Annotated in this window: 16 protein-coding genes; 6 read left to right on the forward strand and 10 right to left on the reverse strand. The window is 64.8% G+C overall.

Translation table 11 applies throughout. The annotated features are described in order from the left end of the window. Positions 1 to 7: 7 nt before the first annotated feature. Positions 8 to 796, forward strand: a complete 789-nt coding sequence (locus HNQ40_RS01945; RefSeq protein WP_184675851.1) for a hypothetical protein — start codon at positions 8 to 10, stop codon at positions 794 to 796. Between the two features lie 127 nt (positions 797 to 923). Here HNQ40_RS01945 and dnaK read toward each other — a convergent pair whose 3' ends face one another. Continuing rightward, complete coding sequence (gene dnaK, locus HNQ40_RS01950) at positions 924 to 2,858, reverse strand: molecular chaperone DnaK (RefSeq protein WP_390675669.1); 1,935 nt, start codon at positions 2,856 to 2,858, stop codon at positions 924 to 926. A 334-nt stretch (positions 2,859 to 3,192) separates the two neighbouring features. On the opposite strand from dnaK, the gene HNQ40_RS01955 reads away from it, so the two are divergent. The 3 genes from HNQ40_RS01955 to HNQ40_RS01965 all read left to right on the forward strand — a co-directional run bounded on the left by HNQ40_RS01955 (position 3,193) and on the right by HNQ40_RS01965 (position 6,126). Then, complete coding sequence (locus HNQ40_RS01955) at positions 3,193 to 3,534, forward strand: HU family DNA-binding protein (RefSeq protein ID WP_184675855.1); 342 nt, start codon at positions 3,193 to 3,195, stop codon at positions 3,532 to 3,534. Between the two features lie 325 nt (positions 3,535 to 3,859). Next, positions 3,860 to 5,125, forward strand: a complete 1,266-nt coding sequence (locus HNQ40_RS01960) for an aspartate aminotransferase family protein (protein WP_184675857.1) — start codon at positions 3,860 to 3,862, stop codon at positions 5,123 to 5,125. Next, positions 5,122 to 6,126 (forward strand): hypothetical protein, encoded by a 1,005-nt coding sequence (locus HNQ40_RS01965; RefSeq protein ID WP_184675859.1) that lies wholly within the window; start codon positions 5,122 to 5,124, stop codon positions 6,124 to 6,126. The genes HNQ40_RS01960 and HNQ40_RS01965 overlap by 4 nt, the downstream gene beginning before the upstream one ends. A 57-nt stretch (positions 6,127 to 6,183) precedes the next feature. Here HNQ40_RS01965 and metF read toward each other — a convergent pair whose 3' ends face one another. After that, entirely contained in the window at positions 6,184 to 7,092 is a 909-nt protein-coding gene (gene metF, locus HNQ40_RS01970) for a methylenetetrahydrofolate reductase [NAD(P)H] (protein ID WP_184675861.1), read from the reverse strand. Between the two features lie 124 nt (positions 7,093 to 7,216). On the opposite strand from metF, the gene HNQ40_RS01975 reads away from it, so the two are divergent. Beyond that, complete coding sequence (locus HNQ40_RS01975; RefSeq protein WP_184675863.1) at positions 7,217 to 7,954, forward strand: glycosyltransferase family 2 protein; 738 nt, start codon at positions 7,217 to 7,219, stop codon at positions 7,952 to 7,954. An 84-nt stretch (positions 7,955 to 8,038) separates the two neighbouring features. Here the strand turns inward: HNQ40_RS01975 and HNQ40_RS01980 are convergent, their stop codons facing one another. The 5 genes from HNQ40_RS01980 to HNQ40_RS02000 form a co-directional block, all read right to left on the reverse strand. Further along, on the reverse strand, positions 8,039 to 8,476 hold the full coding sequence (locus HNQ40_RS01980) for a DUF2203 domain-containing protein (RefSeq protein WP_184675865.1): 438 nt from the start codon (positions 8,474 to 8,476) through the stop codon (positions 8,039 to 8,041). A gap of 188 nt (positions 8,477 to 8,664) precedes the next feature. Beyond that, positions 8,665 to 11,997 (reverse strand): efflux RND transporter permease subunit, encoded by a 3,333-nt coding sequence (locus tag HNQ40_RS01985; protein ID WP_184675867.1) that lies wholly within the window; start codon positions 11,995 to 11,997, stop codon positions 8,665 to 8,667. Further along, positions 11,994 to 13,256: an efflux RND transporter periplasmic adaptor subunit gene (locus HNQ40_RS01990; RefSeq protein ID WP_184675869.1), complete on the reverse strand. Its 1,263-nt coding sequence runs from the start codon at positions 13,254 to 13,256 to the stop codon at positions 11,994 to 11,996. Before HNQ40_RS01990 ends, HNQ40_RS01985 begins: the two co-directional genes overlap by 4 nt. Before the next feature lie 176 nt (positions 13,257 to 13,432). Beyond that, positions 13,433 to 14,158: a 3D domain-containing protein gene (locus tag HNQ40_RS01995; protein ID WP_184675871.1), complete on the reverse strand. Its 726-nt coding sequence runs from the start codon at positions 14,156 to 14,158 to the stop codon at positions 13,433 to 13,435. A gap of 151 nt (positions 14,159 to 14,309) precedes the next feature. Next, a complete protein-coding gene (locus HNQ40_RS02000) occupies positions 14,310 to 14,657 on the reverse strand; it encodes a hypothetical protein (RefSeq protein WP_184675873.1) in 348 nt (115 codons plus the stop codon). A 148-nt stretch (positions 14,658 to 14,805) separates the two neighbouring features. Here HNQ40_RS02000 and ndk point away from each other — a divergent pair, with 148 nt between their 5' ends. Further along, positions 14,806 to 15,270: a nucleoside-diphosphate kinase gene (gene ndk, locus HNQ40_RS02005; RefSeq protein WP_184675875.1), complete on the forward strand. Its 465-nt coding sequence runs from the start codon at positions 14,806 to 14,808 to the stop codon at positions 15,268 to 15,270. 118 nt (positions 15,271 to 15,388) lie between these two features. On the opposite strand, the gene HNQ40_RS02010 is transcribed toward ndk, so the two are convergent. Genes HNQ40_RS02010 through HNQ40_RS02020 form a run of 3 tightly spaced genes read right to left on the reverse strand, consistent with a single transcriptional unit; the run spans position 15,389 to position 20,662 of the window. Next, entirely contained in the window at positions 15,389 to 19,504 is a 4,116-nt protein-coding gene (locus tag HNQ40_RS02010) for a LamG domain-containing protein (RefSeq protein WP_184675877.1), read from the reverse strand. A 31-nt stretch (positions 19,505 to 19,535) separates the two neighbouring features. Further along, positions 19,536 to 20,123: a type II secretion system protein gene (locus HNQ40_RS02015; protein ID WP_184675879.1), complete on the reverse strand. Its 588-nt coding sequence runs from the start codon at positions 20,121 to 20,123 to the stop codon at positions 19,536 to 19,538. An 11-nt stretch (positions 20,124 to 20,134) separates the two neighbouring features. Then, positions 20,135 to 20,662 (reverse strand): type IV pilus modification PilV family protein, encoded by a 528-nt coding sequence (locus tag HNQ40_RS02020; protein ID WP_390674664.1) that lies wholly within the window; start codon positions 20,660 to 20,662, stop codon positions 20,135 to 20,137. Positions 20,663 to 20,704: the final 42 nt, after the last annotated feature.

Consider the following 20,704-nt stretch of genomic DNA (forward strand, 5'->3'; position numbering starts at 1 on the left):
TTCATCGATGCACCGCACCCTCACCGCACTCACCGCCCCGCTGCTGCTTGGCCTCACCGCCACCGCGTTCGCAGGCGACCACGACGCCTCGCCTTCGCACCGCATCGCGACGCTCGAGGCCACGCACGGCGGCGAAACGTACAACGCTCAAGACGCGATCCAGGCCGACTTCGAGGTCAACTTCGGCCCGATGAACCTCGTCGGCCAGATGGCGTTTACCCCGTCGATGAGCAAGGCCAACGTCGTGCTCAACGACGGCACGACCATGATCTTCGACGGCCAGACCGCCTGGCTTTCGCCCGCCGACGCGCAGGTGCCCGGGCCGCCCGCGCGGTTCCACGTGTTGACCTGGCCGTACTTCGTGGCGGCACCGTTCAAGCTGGACGACCCCGGCACGAACCACAGCGACGCGGGCAAGCTCGCGGTGAAAGACACCGACGACATGCGCATCGGCACGAAGATCGCCTTCGACGCCGGCGTGGGTGATGCGCCCGACGACTGGTACATCGCCTTCACCGACGATCAGGGCCGAATGGATGCGTTGGCGTACATCGTGTCCTACGGCAAGTCGAAGGAAGAAGCCGAGGCGCAAGCGAGCATCGTCCTCTACTCCGATTTTGTCGAGGTCGATGGCGTGTCGTTCGCCACAACGTGGGACTTCCACTTCTGGGACCCGCAGGCCGGCATTGGTGACAAGAAAGGTTCGGCCAAGCTGTCGAACATCCAGTTCGTCACCCCCGACGCTGCGGCGTTTACCAAGCCCGAAGGGGCCGCTGAAGCCAAAGCGCCGGAGTAAGGCCGCTTCTCCCAACGCACGCGGGGCACTTCGTGCCGCCCGCTAAATGATTCATCACGTTTAAATGAAAAGCCCGCCGGTGATTCGCTCACCGGCGGGCTTTGTTGGTTGTACTTAAGAGACGGCGTCAGTCTTTGACTTCGTACTCGGCGTCGATCACGTCGTCGCCGTCCGCGGCACCGGCACCTTCGGCGGCACCCGCGGCCGCTCCGGCTGCAGCACCTGCCGCACCGGCTCCGCCTTCGGCGGCGGTCGCTTCATACACGGCCTTGCCGAGCTCCATGCTCTCGGTGTTGAGCGTCTCGAGCGCCTTCTTGATGGCGTCGGCGTCGTCTTCCTTGAGCTTCTCTTCGACGTTGGACACGGCCGACTCGATCTTGCCGCGGACCTCGGCGTCGATCTTGTCGCCGTGCTCTTCGAGCTGCTTGTTGGTGCCGTGCACGACGGCCTCGGCCTGGTTCTTCAGGTCGACCAGCTCACGCTTGGCCTTGTCGGCCTCGGCGTTGGCTTCGGCGTCGGCTTTCATCTTCTCGATCTCGGCTTCGTCGAGGCCCGACGAGCCCTTGATCTCGATGTTCTGCGTCTTGCCGGTGCCCTTGTCGGTGGCGACCACGTTGAGGATGCCGTTGGCGTCGAGGGCGAACTCGACCTCGATCTGCGGCATGCCGCGCGGGGCGGGCGGGATGTCGGCGAGGTTGAACTGACCCAGCGTGCGGTTGTCCTTGGCGAATTCGCGTTCGCCCTGGAGCACGTGGATGGTCACCTCGGTCTGGTTGTCCGCCGCCGTGGAGAAGGTTTCCTTCTTGCTGGTGGGGATGGTGGTGTTCTTCTCGATGAGCTTGGTCATCACGCCGCCCATGGTCTCGATGCCCAGCGACAGCGGGGTCACGTCGAGCAGCAGCACGTCCTTCACGTCGCCCTGTAGCACGCCGCCCTGGATCGCGGCACCGAGCGCCACGACTTCATCCGGGTTGATCGACTTGTTGGGCTCCTTGCCGAAGATCTCTTGCGCCAAGGCCTGCACCTTGGGGATACGGCTCGAGCCGCCGACGAGGACGACCTCATCGACATCGCCGGCCTTGAGCCCGGCGTCACGCAGCGCGGTCTCGCAGGGGTGGCGCAGCCGGTCGAACAGGCTCTCGCAGAGCTGCTCGAACTTGGTGCGGGTGATGGAGATCATCAGGTGCTTGGGGCCTTCGTTGGTCGCGGTGATGAACGGCAGGTTGACAGTGGTCTCCTGGCCGTTGGACAGCTCCATCTTGGCCTTCTCGGCGGCTTCCTTGAGGCGTTGCAAAGCCATCGCGTCGTCGCGGAGGTCGATGCCGTCGGACTTCTTGAACTCGTCGGCGAGGAAGTCGATGAGCGCTTGGTCCCAGTCGTCGCCGCCGAGGTGGCCGTCGCCGTTGGTCGCGAGCACTTCGAACACGCCGTCGCCGACGTCGAGGATCGACACGTCGAACGTGCCGCCGCCGAGGTCGAAAACCGCGATTTTCTCGTTGGTCTTCTTATCAAGTCCGTAGGCCAGCGCCGCGGCGGTGGGCTCGTTGATGATGCGGTCCACTTGCAGGCCCGCGATCTCGCCGGCTTCCTTGGTGGCTTGGCGCTGCGAGTCGTTGAAGTAGGCGGGCACGGTGATGACGGCCTTCTCGACCTTCTCGCCGAGGTAGTCTTCCGCGGTCTTCTTGAGGTTCTGCAGGACCATCGCCGAGATCTCTTGCGGCGTGTAGTCCTTGCCCTTGACGTTCACCTTGACGAGTTCCTCGGCGCCGCCGACGACTTCGTAGGGGACCATCTTCTGTTCGCTTTCGACCTCGCTGTGGCGACGGCCCATGAAGCGTTTGATGGAGAAGATCGTGCCCTTGGGGTTGGTGATTTGTTGTTGGCGTGCGGGTTGGCCGACGAGGCGTTCGTCCTTGTCGGTGAACGCGACGATCGACGGGGTGGTGCGGTTGCCCGAGCTGTTGATCAGCACCTTGGGGCTGCCGGCTTCCATAACGGCGACGACGGAGTTGGTCGTGCCCAGGTCGATTCCGATGGTTTTAGACATCGTGTGATTCCTTATGCATTGAGTGTTGCGGTCGTATCTTGGGGGCCAAGGCGCACCTCGGCCGTAGGTATTCTGGCAAACCCGGTGCCAGTCATACCCCCCTGGCGGGCGCTCAGGGGCGGTTTCGGGGCGGACGGGCTGCCAGCGGATCGGAGACGGGGGCGAGGTTCTGCCAATTTGGCAAGCTTCGGGGGCAGCCCTGACTTGACGCCGAACGCGGAAAAGTGCAGTATTTCAAGACAAAATCCGATTTACGGGTACCGTGCCGCGACCGGCACACGTCAATCCAACTGTCACGGATGACCCCCGACTCGACCCGTAGTCCAACCCCCTGCTAGGAGAGCACCACATGGCTAAGAAGAAAGTAACCAAGAAGAAAGCCGCCGCGAAGAAGCCCCCGACGAAGAGCGAAGTCTACGCCGCCGTCGCCGACGCCACCGACCTGCCCAAGAAGAAGGTCGCCGAAGTGATGGACGCCCTGGCCGCCGAGATGGCCAAGAGCCTGAAGAAGAACGGCGTGTTCAGCCTCGTCGGTCTGGCCAAGATGACCGTCGTCAAGAAGCCCGCCGTCAAGGGCGGCAAACTCGTCCGCAACCCGTTCACCGGCGAAATGGTGCCCCAGAAGCCCAAGCCCGCCAGCAAGAACGTCCGTATCCGCCCCATGAAGGCGCTCAAGGACATGATCAACTAAACCAGGGGTTGATCACCCTTTCAGTTTTGAATCCGTGACAAAATTCGAAGACCCCTGGCACGCTCCGATCGCCAGGGGTTTTCTTATTGAAACTTTAAACTTGCACTTGAACATATGAACGAAACCGATGTGATTCCCCTCCCTTGAGGGAGGGGTTAGGGGAGGGTGCCGAATACTCGAAGCCGTACGACTCCCCAGCACCCCCACCCGGCCTCCCCCTCAAGGGGGAGGAGTCAAGACTTTCCCCGATCGTTGAGCCGACCGCTGTTCGGAACCGCCGACCATTCAAGTACCATACGTATCTCTTTCCGCAGGAACCCCCGCCGTGACCACCACCACGCCCCCCACCGATTCCACCCAGGCCATCATCGATCGGCACGACACCTTCATGTCGATCAACTACGGCCGGTACCCCATCGCCATTGCCGAAGGCCAGGGCTGCACGCTCCGCGACACGGATGGCAAGACCTACCTCGACCTGTTCGCCGGGTTCGGTGCGCCGGTGCTCGGCCACTGCCACCCCGATCTCGTGGATGCCGTCACCGAGCAAGCCAAGAAGCTCTGGCACGTCGGCAACCTGTTCCACACCGAACCACAGACCCGCGCCGCGCAAGCGATCAGCGAGCTCGGCTTCGGCGGGCGGTCGTTCTTCTGCCACAGCGGCGCGGACGCCAACGAGTCGGCCATCAAACTCGCACGTCTCTACGGCAAAGCAAACCGCGGCAAGTCCACCGGCGAGTTCGGCCGGTACAAAGTGATCTCCTGCACCAAAAGCTTCCACGGCCGATCGTTCGCCACCATGGGCGCGACCGCCAACCCGAAAGTCCGCGAAGGCTTCGGCCCGTTCCTGCCCGGCTACGCCAACGTCGCCTACAACGACATCGACGCCGTTAAAGCCGAGTTGGATGACGACACCGTCGCCATCATCGCCGAGCCTATCCAGGGCGAGGGCGGCGTGAACGTGCCCGACCCCGACTACTTCAAACAGCTCCGCGCCCTCTGCGACGAGCACGACTTGCTGCTGATCTGTGACGAGGTCTGGACCGGCTGCGGCCGAACGGGCAAGGTGTTTGCCTACCAGCACTGGGGCATCGAGCCCGACATCATGACGCTGGGCAAGGGCGTTGGCGGCGGGCTCGCGGTCGGCGTGATGTGTGCTCAGCCGCGCGTCGCCGAGCTGTACAACGCCAAGACCCAGGGCGGCGTGAAACACGCCACCACCCTCGGCGGCAACTGCCTGTCCATGGCCGTTACCGCCCGCATCTTCGAGGTGTTGCAGCGTGACAGCCTTGTGGAGCAGGCCGAGGCGCTCGGCAACGCCGCGATGGAGCGGCTGCGTGCGTTCGCCCAGTCCAACACAGCGGTGAAAGACGTGCGTGGCCGTGGATTGTTCATCGGTATCGAACTCGATCCCTCGGCCGACGGTGCCTGGTTCGGCAGCGCCACGGACGTGGTCAACCGCTGCCTCGAGCAGGGCCTGATGATCAACGGCACGCAAGGCGATACCCTGCGAATCGCCCCGCCGGTGACGATCACCTCGGATGAACTGGATCGCGGGCTGGATCAACTCGAACAGGTCATCGCGGGATGAATTCAATCACGGCTTCCATGACGAAGGGTTTGTGGTGCACGCTTGCGGCGGGCTTGCTGCTGGTGGGCTGTGCGACCGAGCCTGAGATGCCCGAGGGCACGATCCGTCCGCTCGACCCCGGAACCGCCGAGGCGGACTCGGACATCGTGCTGCCGGGCAACAAGCCGGTGCGGTGGGTGTCCCGGCGGGTGTCGCTGCCGTTGGGGACATCGACCGAAGACGCCTGGCTGTTGGCCAACGAAGGCGTACTCGACGACCTCGCCCGGGCGGTGTGGAACGCCAACGGCCTGCGCGTCGGCGTGCTGCCCGCACCGCGTGGCCCCGAGTTCGCCAAAACGCTGGCCGACACGATCGATCAGCGCGACACGCAGATCCTCAGCTACAGCTTCCTCGAGGATGTGCGCGAGTCGCCCCCGCTGCGGGCCGAGTTCTTCGCCGACCTGACCGTGCCCCCCCGCCCGGTCACTCTGGAGTACTTCACGAAGGGCCGGCTGCGCATGCTCATGTCATCCCAACCCCTGGGCAACGGCAGCACCCGCGTCACGCTCACGCCGCAACACTACCTGCGTAAAACCACCCTGCTGCCCCAAACCCCCCAGGAACGCGAACTCGACGGCCGGGTCTTCGATGAACTCTCGGTCGAGATCGATGTGGCCAGCAACCAGATCCTGCTGCTTGGTTTTTATCAACCGCCCCCGCCGGTGGTGGAGGGCGAAGGGGAATCGGAGCCGTCTGACGATGCCCCCGAACCGACGGGCGAAAGCAACGAGCCTACCGCCACGCCCGAGAGCTTGCCTCGCCCCGCGGATGATCTGGGTGAGTCGACCATCAGCATCGATCAGCCCGAAGCCCAACCCCCGGTTGAAGCCGAGACTCAGACCGAGACCACCGAAGAAGAAGTCGACGAAATCCCGCCGTTGAATCTGGGCCGTGGCCTGTTCACCACGGGGATCAAGGACGACGATCTGCAGATGCTGTTTCTCTTCCGGCCGCTGCGCTGAGCCGCTTGCGGCTTAGCCCTGCGACCGGTTTCCCGCTAAGCCGCAAGCGGCCGACCGTCACTGCCCCAGCGCCACCGAGTCGGCCGCGCCCAGGCTGCGGTAGATCTGGCGGGTCGCGTCGGACTTGTTGAGCGTGTAGAAGTGGATGCCCGCGACCTTGTTGTCCAAGAGGTCACGGCACTGCTCGGTCGCCCAGTGAACGCCGACGTTGGCCACCGCTTCTTCGTCGTCGCCGCAACGCTTGATCGCACGCAGCAGCGACGCGGGGTAACGCGAACCCGCGGCGAGCTCGGCCATCCGCTTCATCCCCTTCGCTGAGGTGATCGGCATGATGCCCGCGATGATCGGCACGTGGATCCCCGCCAACTCGCAACGCTCGCGGAAGTCGTAGAAGTCGTGGTTGTCGAAGAACAGCTGCGTGCAGATGTAATCCGCCCCGGCGTCGACCTTGGCCTTGAGGTAATCCATCTCCAGCATCCGGTTGGGCGTGCCGGGGTGGCCTTCGGGGAAGCCTGCGACGCCGATGCCGAAGCCGCGCGGGTCGGGGTGGCCCTTGAACTCGCGGATGAATTTCACCAGGTCGGCCGCGTGTTGGAAGTAGTCGTCCGCCTTCGAGTAGTTCTCGAGGTTGCGAGGCGGGTCGCCGCCGAGGGCCAGCAGGTTGCTCACGCCGATGGAGGCGTAACGCTCGAGGACCTCCTGGATGTCGGAGTCGCTGTGGCAGACGCAGGTGAGGTGCGGCACCGCCGAGGTGTCGGTGGTGGTCTTAATGCGCTCGACCAGGTCGTGGGTCAGCTCCCGGGTCGATCCCCCCGCCCCGTAGGTCACCGACACGAAGGCCGGCTTCAGCGAGCCGAGGTCCGCGATGGTGCTATAGAGCGCCTCGGACGCTTCCGCCGACTTGGGCGGGAAGAATTCGAACGAGAACGTGGTTGAATGCTGAGCGAAGAGGTCTTGAATGTGCATCGAGGTCGCCTGGGTCTATTTCATCCGTTCATCCGGATTGAATGATATTGATTCTGCCTACCCCGTGTCAAGGACCATCGACCGATCCCGCCCCGCAGCCCGCGAATTCGACTAAGGTAACTCCATGCAGACCGATTTGGTCATTCCCGCCCGCAACGAAGAAGAGAATCTGCCCGCCCTGGTCGCGGCGATCGATGCGGTCCGCGCCGAGGCGGGCCTGCGTCGCGTGGTCCTGGCGGACAACGGCTCGACCGATGCCACCGCTGAGCTCGCCCGCCAAGGCGGTTTCGAGGTGGTCTTCGAGGAACAGCCCGGCTACGGCGCGGCTTGCCTCGCGGCGTTGAGCCACCTCCAGGCCGACCCGCCGGACATGGTCGCGTTCCTGGATGCCGACCTGGCCGACGACCCCGAACAGCTCGCCCGGCTGATCGCCCCGATCGCGCAGGGCAGTGCCGACCTAACGCTGGGGCAACGCCAGAAGTTTGCCGAGCCGGGTGCGCTCGACCCGCACCAGCGCTTCGGCAACTGGTTGGCGGTCACGCTCCTGCGGGTGATCACTGGACACGCCTACCGCGACCTCGGGCCGATGCGGGTCATCCGCTGGCGCAGCCTCGAGAAGCTCGCCATGGCCGACCGCACCTGGGGCTGGACCGTCGAGATGCAGTACAAAGCCGCACGGTATGGCCTACGCCTCGCGGAGATCGACGTGCCCTACCGAAAACGCCGAGCGGGCAAGAGCAAGATCAGCGGCTCGCTGATGGGCAGCTTCAAGGCCGGCACGAAGATCATCAGCACCCTCGCTCACCTGTGGTGGACCACGCCACGCCGACAAGCCAGCCCCGAAGCAGTTCGCGAAGGCTGATTCCTATTCCAAATCAAAAAACAAAGCCCACGCATAAGGGTGGTCATGCATGGGCTTCCTGATCGTTGTTTATTTCGTTTCGGCTTACGCCGCTTCGTTGTCGATCAGCGAGTCGACCATGAAGTGTTCGTCGTCGTCGTTCTCGGGGTAGTACCAACGCCCCACCGACGTCTCGCCGGTCTGCCAGGCGAGCATGATCTCCTGGTTGTCGTACACCGCGGGGAAGTCGATCCGGCCCAACTCGAAGTCGCGCAGCTCCACCCCCGCCAGGTGCAGCTCATCGACCAGGCCGCCCAGGCGGTCCATGGTGGTTTCGTATTCGCGTTCGGTGAGGTTGCGCAGGTCGCCCTCGTCGAGGTTTTCCAGCTCGCTGCGTAGCTCGATCACCTGGCTGTAGACCTCGGTAATGTCCACCGCGACACGGGAGATGTACGGCAACGCGCGGTTGGCCTCGTCCACCGAAAAGTACTTTCGGCCGGGACGCGGGGGGTTCACTGCGGGGACAACGGTGGGATCGAACATGACACTTTTTCTCGTGGCTGGCCAAGCCAGCAGGCGGAAATCCCGTCGGGACAACCGCACCATCGGGCGATGCGAGAACCGAGGTGTAAAAACCGCCTCGGACGTTATCGGGGTTACAACGTTCACCCCCGGAAACCGGAATGTGCAGACCCGCCGGGCCCGCCAATGAAAACGATATCGAACCTGAATCAGTAGCCACCGACCAGCCGCTGGCGGGCGCCGACCACCAGACTGAACAGCAGCGGCACGACCACGAGCGTGAACACTGTGGCGACCAGCAGGCCGCCCACGACGACGCTGCCGAGTCCTTTATACAGTTCGCTGCCCGATCCGCCCATCAAAACCAGGGGCAGCATGCCGCAGACACTGGTGGTGGTGGTCATGAGGATCGGGCGGATGCGGGTACGGACCGACTCGCGGATCGCCTCCCGCGGCTCCAGAGGGTCGACGTCTTCGAACTTGCCGGGCGCGACTTCTTCCTTGCGGGGGCGCATGAAGTTCAGCGCCTGGTGCACGATCAGGATCGCGTTGTTCACGACGACGCCGATGAGGATCACAAAGCCGAGCATGGTCAGGGTGTCGAGCTGCTGGGCGGGGTTGAACGCGTGCATGATCGCCAGCCCAATAAAGCCCCCCACCGTCGCCAAAGGCACCGCGAACAAAATCACCAGCGGGTAAAGGAAGCTCTCGAACAACGCCGCCATCACCAGGAACACGATCAGGATCGCCAGGAACATCCGGCTGCTGAGCAGGCTGCCCAGCGACTGCATGTTGAAACCCGTCCACTCGCCGAGCAACGCCCCGCGCACCTCCGAGAGCTTGTCCGCGCTGCCCGCGGTCCGGGCGACGACGGTCGGATCGATCTGCCCGGTGCCCTCCAACCCGGCGATCGTGTCTTCGATCTCCTGCACCGCCACGGCCAACGGCACCTCAGGCGGCGGGGTCACGCTGAACGTGATCGAACGCTGGGTGTCGATCCGGTTGATCTGCTGCGGCGCGGTGGTGGGCACAAAATCCCCCAGCGACGAGATCGGAAGCACCCGCGTCTGCCCGTCGCTGTCGAGCACCGCCAACGGCGTGGTGGGCAGCTTGTCGGTCGTCATATCGAAGTCGGGGTGCTTGGTCAGCAGCAGATCGATCGACTCGCCCGCCAAGCGGTAGTCGCCGATCTCGAGGCCATCGACCAGCGCCCGCACCGCGAGCCCTAGGTCTTGCGTGCTGATGCCCAGGTCGCCGGTGCGGATCGGGTCGGGGCGGAACTGCACCTCGGGGCCCGACAGGTTGAAGTTCAGCGGGTCGGGCTGGACCTTGTCGAAGCCGTACCGCGGCGCCAACGTCATGTACACCGCGTCGGCGCTCTGACGCAGCCGATCGAGATCGGACCCGAGCAGTTCGACGTCGATGCCGCTGGTGCCGCTGATGCCCCGGCCGAAGATGGAGCGTTGGAACGCGAAGCCGAACGAACCCGGGATGCCCATCATGGACTGGGTGAGGATCGTGCTCAGCGGCTGGACGAGTTCTTTGTCTTTGCTGGAAGCACCCATAAAGATGATGCTGCCGAAGCGGACGAAGAAGTAGTTGTCCACCGCGGGCACCTGCTCGTAGGGTTGCTGGGTCTGGAAGTTGATGACGGGAGCGATCGCGGAAGCCTCTTCGGTGGTGTCGACTTCCCAGTAGGGTGCAATGCCGGGCTCGATGCGTTCGCCGATGAACTGGGCCTGGTCGATGTTGTAGGCCGGAGGCGTGAGCATGATGCCGAAGATCAGGTTCTGGTTGCCGTTGGGCAGGTAGCTGGTGGGCGGCATGAGCAGCCAGGCCCCGCCGAGAGACGCGAGGGTGAACGCAACGATCACCAGGATGCGCAGCAGCACCGTGACGCCGCTGCGCTCGGTCACCGCATACACGAGGTTCGAGTAGCCGCTCGGCAACCACGAGAACGCCCCGGCAATCCGGTCGGCGAGCTGCGGCTTGAGGCTGCCGTCGGCGTGGGTCTTGATCGCCCGCAGCCACCGGGCCGACGCCGCGGGGATCACCGTGATCGAAACGATCAGCGACAACGCCACCGCCCCGCAGATCGCCAGCGAGATATCGAAGAACAGCTGCCCCGCTTCTTCCTTGACCGTCAGCACGGGGATGAACACCGCGAGGGTCGTCAGCGTCGAGGCGAGGATCGCGCCCCAGACTTCCCGGGTCGCTTCGTACGCGGCGCGGCGTGGGGCCTTGCCCATGTGGATGTGGCGGTCGATGTTTTCCAGCACCACGATCGCGTTGTCCACGACCATGCCCACCGCGAACGCCATGCCCGCCAGGCTGATCACGTTGAGGTTGCGGTCGGCCCCGGTCATCACCACAAACGTGCCGAGCACCGACACCGGGATCGCCAGCGCGATGATCAACGTCGGCCGAACCTTGCCCAGGAACACCAGCAAGACCAGCGCCGCGAGGGTGCCGCCGATGATGAGGTTGGACTGCACGAGGTTGATCGCGTCGGTGATGTAGATTGTCTCGTCGTAGACTTGGCGCATCTGCAGGCCGTAGCGGTCTTGTTCGTAGGTAGGCAGGATGTTTTCGTTGCAGAAGTCGATCGCCTCGCGGAAGCCCGCCATGACGTCCATGACGTTGCTGCCGGTCTCACGGATGGCGTTGATCGCGAGGGCCGACTGGCCATTGGCCCGCACGAAGCTGCGACGTTTTTCGAGGGTCTGCACCGCGTCGCCCAGGTCCTTGATGCGGATGGGGCCGGCCTCGTCGTAGCGGACCACGGTGTTCTCGATCTGATCCAGCGCATCGAACTGCCCGATGGTGCGGACACGCACATCGCGGATACCGTCTTCGAGGTCACCCGCCGAGACGTTGACGTTTTCGAACTGCAGGGCGCTGCGGAGTTCGTTGAACGTCACGCCGCGCTCGGCGAGCGCCGCGGGGTCCACACGGACGTGAACCTCGCGCTCGCGTCCGCCGTAGACGTTCACCCGGCTGATCCCGGGCACGCGTTCGAGCTGGGGCTTGACCCGGTCGTCCGCAAAGTCGTAGAGCGACTGCATGTCGAAGTCGGGGTCGGTCGAGTCGAAGATCACCCAGGCGATCGCCTTGGACGCGTCCGCGTCGGCGTCGGTGATGACCGGCTCGTCCACATCATCGGGGTACGCGGGCACCTCGCGGAGCTTGTCGGACACGCGGATGCGGGCGTCTTTGATGTCGGTGCCGATGAAGAACTCGAGGGTGATTGAGGCGCTGCCGGTGGAGGCCTCGGCGGTCATCTTCTTGAGGCCGCCCAGGCTCTTGAGGTACTCCTCCTGCTCCTCGATGATCTCGCGTTCGATCTCTTCGGGGCTCCGGCCGGTCCAGTTGGTCTCGATGGTGATGACCGGCTCGTCGACGTTGGGCGTGAGCTGGATCGGGATCGTTGTCAGCGCGAGCACGCCGAATAACACCGTGAGGATGACGCCGACGGTGACTTTCACCGGGTTCGAGATGGAGAATCGGATGATGTCCATGCGGAAGTTGGGTCCGGAATTCACGCTCCGGGCGTGGCGTCGGGGGCGACGGCGTTTTCGGTGTCCTGGGGTTGAGCGGGATCGGCCGGAGAAGCTTGTCCATCCGCAGCGGCGTTCAGGATGTTGAGCGGTTGGGTGGGGTAAAGCCGCTCGGCCCCCTCGATAACGACCTGGGTGCCTTCGCTAAGCACCGGGCGTTCTCCACCAGGAAGCGGCGCGACGGCATATCGATCGCCGACCCCGAACAACACCTCGACGGGCTCGGACAACGCCGCGGGCTCAGGCTTACCCATCTGTGCGGCGTACCACACCGCGGCACCTCCGCCGCCGAATAGCACCGCGTCACGCGGCACGGTAATGAACTCGCCCTCACGGCTGATGGGCACCTGCGCCATGACGCTCATCCCCGCGCGGAGTTGGCCGTCGTGGTCGGGCAGGCGGATCTTCACGGGGAAGGTGCGTGAGGCATTGGTGCCGTCCGGCCGGACCGAGACGATCTGTCCGACCACCTCGTGCCCGGTGCTTTCGATCTTGACCTCGACCTCGTCGCCGACGTTGAGTGCATTGACGAAGCGCTCGGGCACGTCGACGAGCGCGTCGATCTCGCCGATGGAAATCATCTCGACCACACCGTCGCCGGGGTCGACCCACTGGCCGACTTCGATCAGCGTCTGCGACACCGCGCCGTCGAACGGGGCGACGATCGCAGCGCGTTGCGATTCGGTTTGGGCGCGGTCGCGGTCGGCGATGGCGGCGTCGAGGCGAGCGAGGTTGGCGGCGACGAGCGTGCGCTGGTCGTCGACTTCCTTAGCCTTGGCCGAGCCTGCGTTGCTAAGTCGTTCGAGTTGTTCGAGATCGCTTTGGGCCTGGTCGAGTTCTGCCTGGGCCGCGGCGAGATCCGCGGTTGCGGCTTTGAGCCGGAGCTCGGCCCAGACCTCGTCGATCTGTGCCAGCTTGGTTTCCTGACCGACCACGCGGTCACCCTCGTCCACGGCGAGTTCGGTGATCTTGCCCTCGACCTCGGCGGTCACGGTCACCCGGCGGACTTCCTGCAGCCGCCCCACCACCGCCACGCGGTTCTGCAGCGTCTGCATCTCGACCTGCCCCACACGCACCGACGCGGGGGGCGAGCCTTCCATCTCCAGCGGACCGCCCGCTTCCTCGGCGGCGACCTGTCCACGCACCGCCCCGGCGACGAACACACCCAACGCGCCGACCACAATCCCCGCCGCCAGACCAATGGCCACAGCAGGAACCAGCAAACGATTTGATTCGGCACTCATGGGGCTCTCACGCAACAGGCAACTCTAAATCGAGCAAAGCGTAGGACGATCTCAAAACGACTTCAACCGATGGCTCCAGAAATCACCCTAAAGGCTGGCCCGCATCAGGTCTCACACAAAAAAATCAGCCCACCGGACTGACTCGCTCCACCGACCGCAGATTGCCAGCTCGTGATCTAGTCGGCGTATTCCCAGATGGTCACGTCCAGCCGCTGCGCTCCCCACTCCAGCGCGACCTCGTGCGTGGGATACAGAAGGTCCAGACGATGCCCCTTGATCACGCCGCCGCGGTCTAGCACGGGGACGGGGCGTCCTTTGTTGTAGCCGGGCACGGTGATGATGGTGCCGAAGGGAAACAGCGAGGTGTCGGCGGCGGCGAGTTTCATGCCGTTGGTCCACACGCTGTAACCCGAGGCGGTGATGCCATCGGCCCACTTGCCGCAGGAACGGGCGTCGGGGCTGTACGCGGTGGTGAGCATGCGAACCGTCTGCACTGGACGGAGCGGCCGGCCGTCAAAGGTCGGGGCCGCGCCGGGGGCGATCACCGGCGTGGGCAGCGAATCGCCGAGCGCCGGGCCCTGGTCTTCGGTCGCTTCGATGAGCTGCTGCTCGCGGACGAGCAGTGCGGCGTCGGGCAAGACGACTTCGGGGATCACCAATTCAGGTGCGGGGCGAGACGGAGCCAGCGTCTCGACCGAGAGGATTTGCTCGGCCGTCGGCGTTGCCGTGGGGTCTTCGATGCTCATCAGCTCGATGCTGTCGCCGCCACGCAGGCCTGCGACCACGCCCCAGATGAGCGTCACGGCCACGACCGTGGTGCCCGTCACCACCACCGCCGCCAACGCCAGGGCGAAGGGCTGCGTCTCGCGGCTACCGGGTTGGGGGCTGGGAATACGGGGCATAAGCAGGGATACTGACCGAGCGACAGCGTTCATTCGGACCGCGCCGCGGCGGCCGATAAGTCCAATATGATAACCAGAGCCGGTTGAGATTGGCAAAAATTCCCCGCAAAAATTAAAGGTCCGCCAAATCAAACGCCGAAATTAACGGGTTTTATTTCTTTCGGGCACGTTCGGTGCGAGCAGCCCCCGGGGTGGCCGGAGAGACCTTGCTGCCGTTCTGAGCACCGTTTGTATTGGATTTGGATGCCTTGGCCGAGGCATCGGGGGCCGATTTGGCGTCATTGGAGCGGGCGACCCAGAACACCTGGTCTGCAGCGTACCACACGCCCTTGGCGTAGGAATGGTGGACCGGGCGGATGGCGACAAAGCCGAGGTCGTCCTCTTCGTAGGCGATCTCGCAGACCCGTCCGGTGGTTTGGCCGTTCACGGTCACCACGGTGTCCCCCACTTCCAGGGCTCGGCCGGCCACGTCACACACGACTTCTTCACTGCTAAGCATAATAATCACAAGGGTTAAGCGGTTATACCCCCTAACACCAAACGGTAGGCGCACTGGCCGGCGATTTCTGCCGACCGGTTGCACGAAGTCGGTATTTCATGGATAAAACCGCCCTCACCCACCCGAAACCCCACTCCCGGAGATCCCCATGGAAACCACCCTGATCTTTCTCAAACCCGATGCGGTCCAGCGCGGCCTGATCGGCTCGATCGTCGGCCGCTTCGAGGCCAAGGGCCTGACCTTCGTCGGCATGAAGCTGATGAACGTCCCCAAAGACCTCGCCGAGAAGCACTACGCCGAGCACCAGGGCAAGCCGTTCTACGACGGCCTGATCGCGTTTGTCACCAGCTCACCCGTGTTCGTGATGGCGATCCGCGGCGTGAACGCGGTCGCGGTCTGCCGCACCCTGATCGGCGCGACCAACGGCCAGAAGGCCGACCCCGGCACCATCCGCGGCGACTTCGGCATGTCCGGCGGCTACAACATGATCCACGGCAGCGACAGCCTCGAATCCGCCGAGCGCGAACTCGCCCTGTGGTTCGACGACGGCGAACTCGCCACCATCGACAAGACCCTCGACCAGTGGGTCTACGACCCCAGCGACCTGAAGTAATTCAGAAGCGCACAACCATCGATGCCATCACACCAAGCGCCGCGACTTGTCGCGGCGCTTTTTCGTTTGTGATCACATCTGACTTGCGGCGCTTCGCGCGCGATTTGATCGACGGGTGTTACGGCGACTCGATCCACTCGGCCAGATACGACAAGCCTTCCTCGCCGCCGTCGGGCGGGCCGGGCTCGTCGCCGTTGAACAGGTTGTCGGCCTGGATGCTGTTGACCGGGCCGTCCCAGATGGCCACGCGGTGCAGCGTGCCGAGCCACGGCCGACTGCCGCCGTTCTCGTTGCCCAGCAGCAGCTGGAATCCGCTATCCCAGTTGTCCAGGTCGCCGGTCCACTCCTCGGCGACCTCGAGGGTGCCGTTGCGGTATAGCCGGAGCTGCTCGCCGTCGTAGCTGAGCACCACGTGCTGCTTCACGCCTGCTTCGAGGACATCGCCCGAAGCCGCGGTGGGCGTGCCCGTGCTGTTGAACTCGGTGCGGACGCTCGCCTCGTAGGCCTGCTCCGATTGGCCGAGGTAAAAGTTGCGGCTCGAGGTGCTGCTGGCGTAGCTGACGATCCGCGCGGGGCCGTTCTGGGTGATGTTCGCGGGGGTGAACTCGGCTTCGAGGGTGAACGCGTCGCTCTCGGTCAGCGTTCCGTGCAACGGCTCAGCGCCGCTTGGGGTCACGATGGTGGTCGCTCGATCGATCTGCAGCCCGCCGCCATCGATCCAGGTGATGTCGTTGAGGTCGGAGATCATGAGGTCCAGCGGGATGGCGTTGCCCGAGGTGTCCTGCACCGTGGCGCTCTGCGCATCACCGGGCGAGTTGCCCACCAACAGGTCGGCGACCTGCTCGGTTTCCAGGTTCATGTCGTAGATGCGGATGTCGTCGAGCCGGCCCTCGAAGGGGTTGTCCCAGCCGTCGGTGGTGAGTGTGGTGCTGCGCCACTGGTCGACGCCGAACGCCCAGGGCTCGGCGTTGCCGCTACCACCCGAAGACGTGCCCAACCCGCCGTAGTAGTGGTGGGTGTCCGCGAGGACGCCGTCGATGTAGAGACGAAGCCCCTGGCCGCCGAAACCGACCGCGACGTGGTGCCAATTGTTTTGGCTGATCGCCCCGCCGGACGACTGAACGTAGTAGCTGCTGCGGTCGCTTTGGAGCCGGACCTGAACGGTCGAGCCGTTGAGCACCACGCGGAAGTGTCCGCCGTCTTCGTAGTTGTACGCGTCCTTGCCGACCAGCCCCTGCGTGCCGCCAATACTCGTGGGGTAAACCCAGAAGGACACGGTGCCCTCGTCGAGCAGGTAGGCCGAGTTGTGGGGCACCGCGACGAAGCTGTCGGAGCCGTCGAAGTCCACGGAAGTGCCCGCGTCGGCACCGTAGCCGGACTGCCCGCCGCTGACCGAGCCGTGGTAGACGCCGTCGCTGAGGCCGGTCTCGTCCCGGGCCACAAGCCCCGAGCCGCCCGCCCCGGCGTTGAGGTGCAGCGTGGACTGGCTGTACATCTGGAATGAGTCCCCCACGGTCGCCGAGCCATACAACGCCGCCGAGTTGTTGAGCCGCAGGTCGTCTTTGGCGTAGACGTTGGCGCTGACGACCGAGGTGCTGTTGAGGGTGATGTCGCCCTTGGTGTTGTGGTAGCTGCTGAGCGTGACGCGGTCCGGGCCGGACGTGTCGGGGTTGATCGAAGAGCTGTTGTTGAGGCGAACCCCTTCTTTGACGTAAAGCGTCAGCGACGAGCCGGACGGCACGATGATGCTGCCCTCGTTCATCGTCAGCGCCTTGCTGACGGTGATCGTGACGTGGCCGCTGATCGTGATCTGGGCGTTGTTGTTGACCGTCCAGTCCTTGTATTCGCGGTTGGACGAGATCGTGTGGGTCCCGCCGTCGTGGGTCATGTTCGAGCCCGAACCGATCCCGCCCGAGGGCTCGGGGATCGAGACGTCCATGGACGACGGCAGGGTGGTCACGCTGCCGGTCACCAACGCGCCGTTGGAGGTCTGAATGTCGACATCACTGGCGGTGTTGCCGCCGACGCCGATGAACAGGCTGCCGCCGATCCGCGATTGGCCGTGGACGCGTGCGGTGTCGCTTCCGGTGCGGTTGGTCGAAACGACCGCGGCGTCTTCGGGGGTTTGCGAGTCGTAGGTGCCCAGCTCGGCGTCGTAGCTGTCGATCTTGGCGTCGTTGCTCAGACGGATCATGCCGCCGACGGTGAGCCCGGACGACGCCGAGCCCGATTCGTCCAGCTTCCAGTGGCCGACCAGCTGCGGGGTCACGGGCTGGGGCTCGACAAACTCGTACAACGCCGCGAGCGAGGGCGCGTCGCCCCCCCCCCCGCCGCCGGAGACCGCGACGACCGCGACCTGCTCGGTGGTGTGGCTGCGGTCGCTGTCGCGGATCTGGTCTTCATCCATCGCCAGGTTGACTTGAGTCGTGCTGAGCGGGTCTGCGCCGTAGAGATACGCCCAGCCTCCGTCCGATCCGTCGAGGCCCGCGGTGGTCACAACCGCAATGGTCGGCGCCTCGTCGAACGTTTCTTCAAAGTCGCCGGTAAACGGCGGGCTGTTCTGCACGCCCCGCACCCGGTCGGCCGACACCGACGCATCGATCGTCGCGCCGCTGTATTCCCAGTGGCCCTCTTCAAAAACGATGAAGCCCACGGTCTCGTCGGCCCGGGTTTTGTCCGAGTCTTCGCAGACCGTCTTGCCGGTCTTAAGCGCGCTGCCGCTGGGCGGGTTGGTCCGCGAGTTGCCGTAGCTCCAGAACACCGACCAGTCGTCGTCGTTGGCGCTCATCACCTGGCCGATCACCACCGGCTTGGTGTACGTTTGCAAGTACGACTGCGCTTCGCCGACCCAGGACTTGTTGTTGTCGGTGCGGGTCGAGGTGTATTTCTGCGCCTCGTACTTCATGCCGTTGACCACGTGGGCCCCGGACTCGACCGCGATGAAGTACACGTCCTCGTTAGTCACCGCGGCGCCCGAGGGGTTCTCCAGCCAGACGGTGAAACCGCTGGACGAGGCTTCGTCCATCCGCACAACCACGGGCTGGGTGTTGTTGGCGTAGTTGATGGTGCAGACGACCACGGGGTCGGAAAAGCCGCGGAGCGAAACGGTCTGGGGCACCGCACCGACGTTGACCACCCCGGTCTGGATCTTGCCCTTGCCCGAGCCCGATAAGCCCGCGGCCCAGGCGATGGCCTGGCGCATGATCTTCTTGCCGTCGCCGCTAACCTTGCTGAAATCAAAGCTGCTGCCGCCCCAGGGCATCGCCACCCGGCGGCCGGTGGCGACCCCGCCGCCCAGCAAGGCCTCGCCACGTTCGATGACGCCGAGCTTGGTGTAGTAGCTGCCGTAGTCCGACTGGGCCAGCGCGTTCAGCCCCGAGGCCTTGCTCCCGACAATGGCCAGCAGGTGCGAGCTCGATTCGGTCACGAAGACGTGCCCCAGGGGCAGGCCCTCGGTGACCGGGTGCGAGTTGTCGACCACCGTGATGTACGAGGCCGAGTAGTGGTAGTAGCTGCTGGACAGGCCCAGGTCATCCGAGAGCGTGCCCGCTTCGAACACCACACCCTTGGTGGCGCCCGTCAGGTCGTCCGCGACGCTGCCCGCCGAGGTGCGGTTGCTCACGTAGATCACGTCGGCGTCGCCGATCGCCGCCGAGAAGGTCGAGGCATTGGCGTTCTGTGAGATCAGCGTCACCGTGTGCCCCCACGACTCGATCAACGCCTGCCGGGCCTGGTCGTCGCTGCTGAGCGAGGTGGCATTGGGCACGACCATGAGCACGCCCAGGCTCACCGCCGCGGCGCTGCCCTGAGGCGTGACCCGGGTAGACACGCGGTGCGTGACGCCGTCCACCCGGCCCTCGACCGTGACGGTAAAACCTTCGGACACGTCGTTGCCCAGGTCGGCGTCGTCTTCGTCTTCGAGCACCACGCGGAACGTCCCGCCGTTGAGCGGGTATTCCGCGCTCCACACGCCGTGCGTAAAGTTGTCGCGCCACTCGGGGTCGGCGTTGGACCGGATGTGTTCCAACGCCATCTCCAAGCCGTCTTCCGCCACCGCACGGGCCTGGACCTGGCGGTTGGCGTTGTGGGCGATGGCGGTCGAGGTGGTCTGCCCCGAGAGGAATGTCAGCGCGATGACCGTGCCCACCGTCAGCGCGATCATCACCAACACCATCGCCAAGCCGTGGCGGCGGGGTTGGGGCGTGCGATCAATCGGGCGGGGCGTTGAGGTCATCGTGGGTGCGTAGGTTCGGGGTGCGGTTGAGTTACGGGTTGGTGCGCAGCAGAGTGGTGCCGATCACCACCTCGGTGAGGTTGCCGGCGTTCAACGACAAGCGGTAACTCGCCAGGCGAGCAGCCTGCGGGTCGGTCTGGTCGAGGGTGAATTCGAAGGCGGTCGCGTCGTTGCCCCAGCGGGTTTCGGGGAAGTCGGCCGTGCCGCGCAGCGTGTGGGTGATCGCGTCGAAATCGCTGGACGTGGAGTACAACACATCCGTCGTGCCGTCCGGCGCGGTGTACGACGACAGCGATTCTGTAGCCGCGTCGAATTCGATCAGGCGGACCTCCAGCAGGCTGGGCTCGCCGTTCTCATCGAGGTCGCGTTCCCAGAGCGCCACCCAATCGCTTCCCGCGTCGAGCACCATCCGGCTGCCACGCAGCGCAGCATCCAGACGCATCGACACCATCTTGCCGCGTGCGACGAGCTTGCGGACGTCGCTGTCGGCACTGGTGCCGTACGCCACCGCCGAGAGCATGCCCGCGATCGCGGCGCTGATCAGCCCCATGACGCCCAGCGCCATCATCAGCTCGACCAGCGTCAGGCCGCGGCAGCCGCGGTGTCGGGTTGTCTTCACCGTGCGCGGGTTCATTCGGCGGGCTCCGGGACAAAACGCGTAATGGTCCATTCACGCCCGCCGGCCTCCGCGACCGTCACGGTCAGCGTCATGCCGTCGATCGTTCCGCCCAGGCCCGCGATCGTGGCGGTATCCGTTGCCACCGTGACCGCTCGGCTGAAGACCTGATACGTCTCGGGGTAGAGCACGCCCGCCGGGTCGGCGAGGGTGCCTGCGTCTTCGGTGTAGCCGTGCATGTCGTCCAGGCCGTCGTAGACGGCGCGGGTGTTTTCGTCGGTATCGGGGCCGAAGGTGGTGTCGCCGCCCTGGTCGGCGTAGGACAACGCCAACGCCTCTTCCATTAAAGCCTCGGCCAACGCCAACGCCCGCTCCTCGTGCAGCGCGTTGTACGTGTGGGCCTGGCCCGACACCACGGTCTGACTCAGCCCGGCCACCACCACCGCCAACAGCGCAGACGCCAGCAACACCTCAACAAGGTTGAAGCCGCGGGCTCGCCGATGGGCACGATGGATGAATTTGGGCCTTCTCCTGGCCTGCATGCGCAGGATCTCCTGGGTCTAAATCTCTCCCCTCCCATCGGC

The sequence above is a fragment of the Algisphaera agarilytica genome, from assembly GCF_014207595.1.
GTDB classification, from domain to species: domain Bacteria; phylum Planctomycetota; class Phycisphaerae; order Phycisphaerales; family Phycisphaeraceae; genus Algisphaera; species Algisphaera agarilytica.

Bases quoted from the DNA above. Each gene is read 5' to 3' on its own strand.
- metF (WP_184675861.1), bottom strand. From the start codon at position 7,092: ATGCACATTCAAGACCTCTTCGCTCAGCATTCAACCACGTTCTCGTTC.
- HNQ40_RS02010 (WP_184675877.1), bottom strand. From the start codon at position 19,504: ATGACCTCAACGCCCCGCCCGATTGATCGCACGCCCCAACCCCGCCGC.
- HNQ40_RS01980 (WP_184675865.1), bottom strand. From the start codon at position 8,476: ATGTTCGATCCCACCGTTGTCCCCGCAGTGAACCCCCCGCGTCCCGGC.
- HNQ40_RS01995 (WP_184675871.1), bottom strand. From the start codon at position 14,158: ATGCCCCGTATTCCCAGCCCCCAACCCGGTAGCCGCGAGACGCAGCCC.
- ndk (WP_184675875.1), top strand. From the start codon at position 14,806: ATGGAAACCACCCTGATCTTTCTCAAACCCGATGCGGTCCAGCGCGGC.
- HNQ40_RS01975 (WP_184675863.1), top strand. From the start codon at position 7,217: ATGCAGACCGATTTGGTCATTCCCGCCCGCAACGAAGAAGAGAATCTG.
- HNQ40_RS01965 (WP_184675859.1), top strand. From the start codon at position 5,122: ATGAATTCAATCACGGCTTCCATGACGAAGGGTTTGTGGTGCACGCTT.
- HNQ40_RS01955 (WP_184675855.1), top strand. From the start codon at position 3,193: ATGGCTAAGAAGAAAGTAACCAAGAAGAAAGCCGCCGCGAAGAAGCCC.
- HNQ40_RS01945 (WP_184675851.1), top strand. From the start codon at position 8: ATGCACCGCACCCTCACCGCACTCACCGCCCCGCTGCTGCTTGGCCTC.
- HNQ40_RS02020 (WP_390674664.1), bottom strand. From the start codon at position 20,662: ATGCAGGCCAGGAGAAGGCCCAAATTCATCCATCGTGCCCATCGGCGA.
- HNQ40_RS02000 (WP_184675873.1), bottom strand. From the start codon at position 14,657: ATGCTTAGCAGTGAAGAAGTCGTGTGTGACGTGGCCGGCCGAGCCCTG.
- HNQ40_RS01990 (WP_184675869.1), bottom strand. From the start codon at position 13,256: ATGAGTGCCGAATCAAATCGTTTGCTGGTTCCTGCTGTGGCCATTGGT.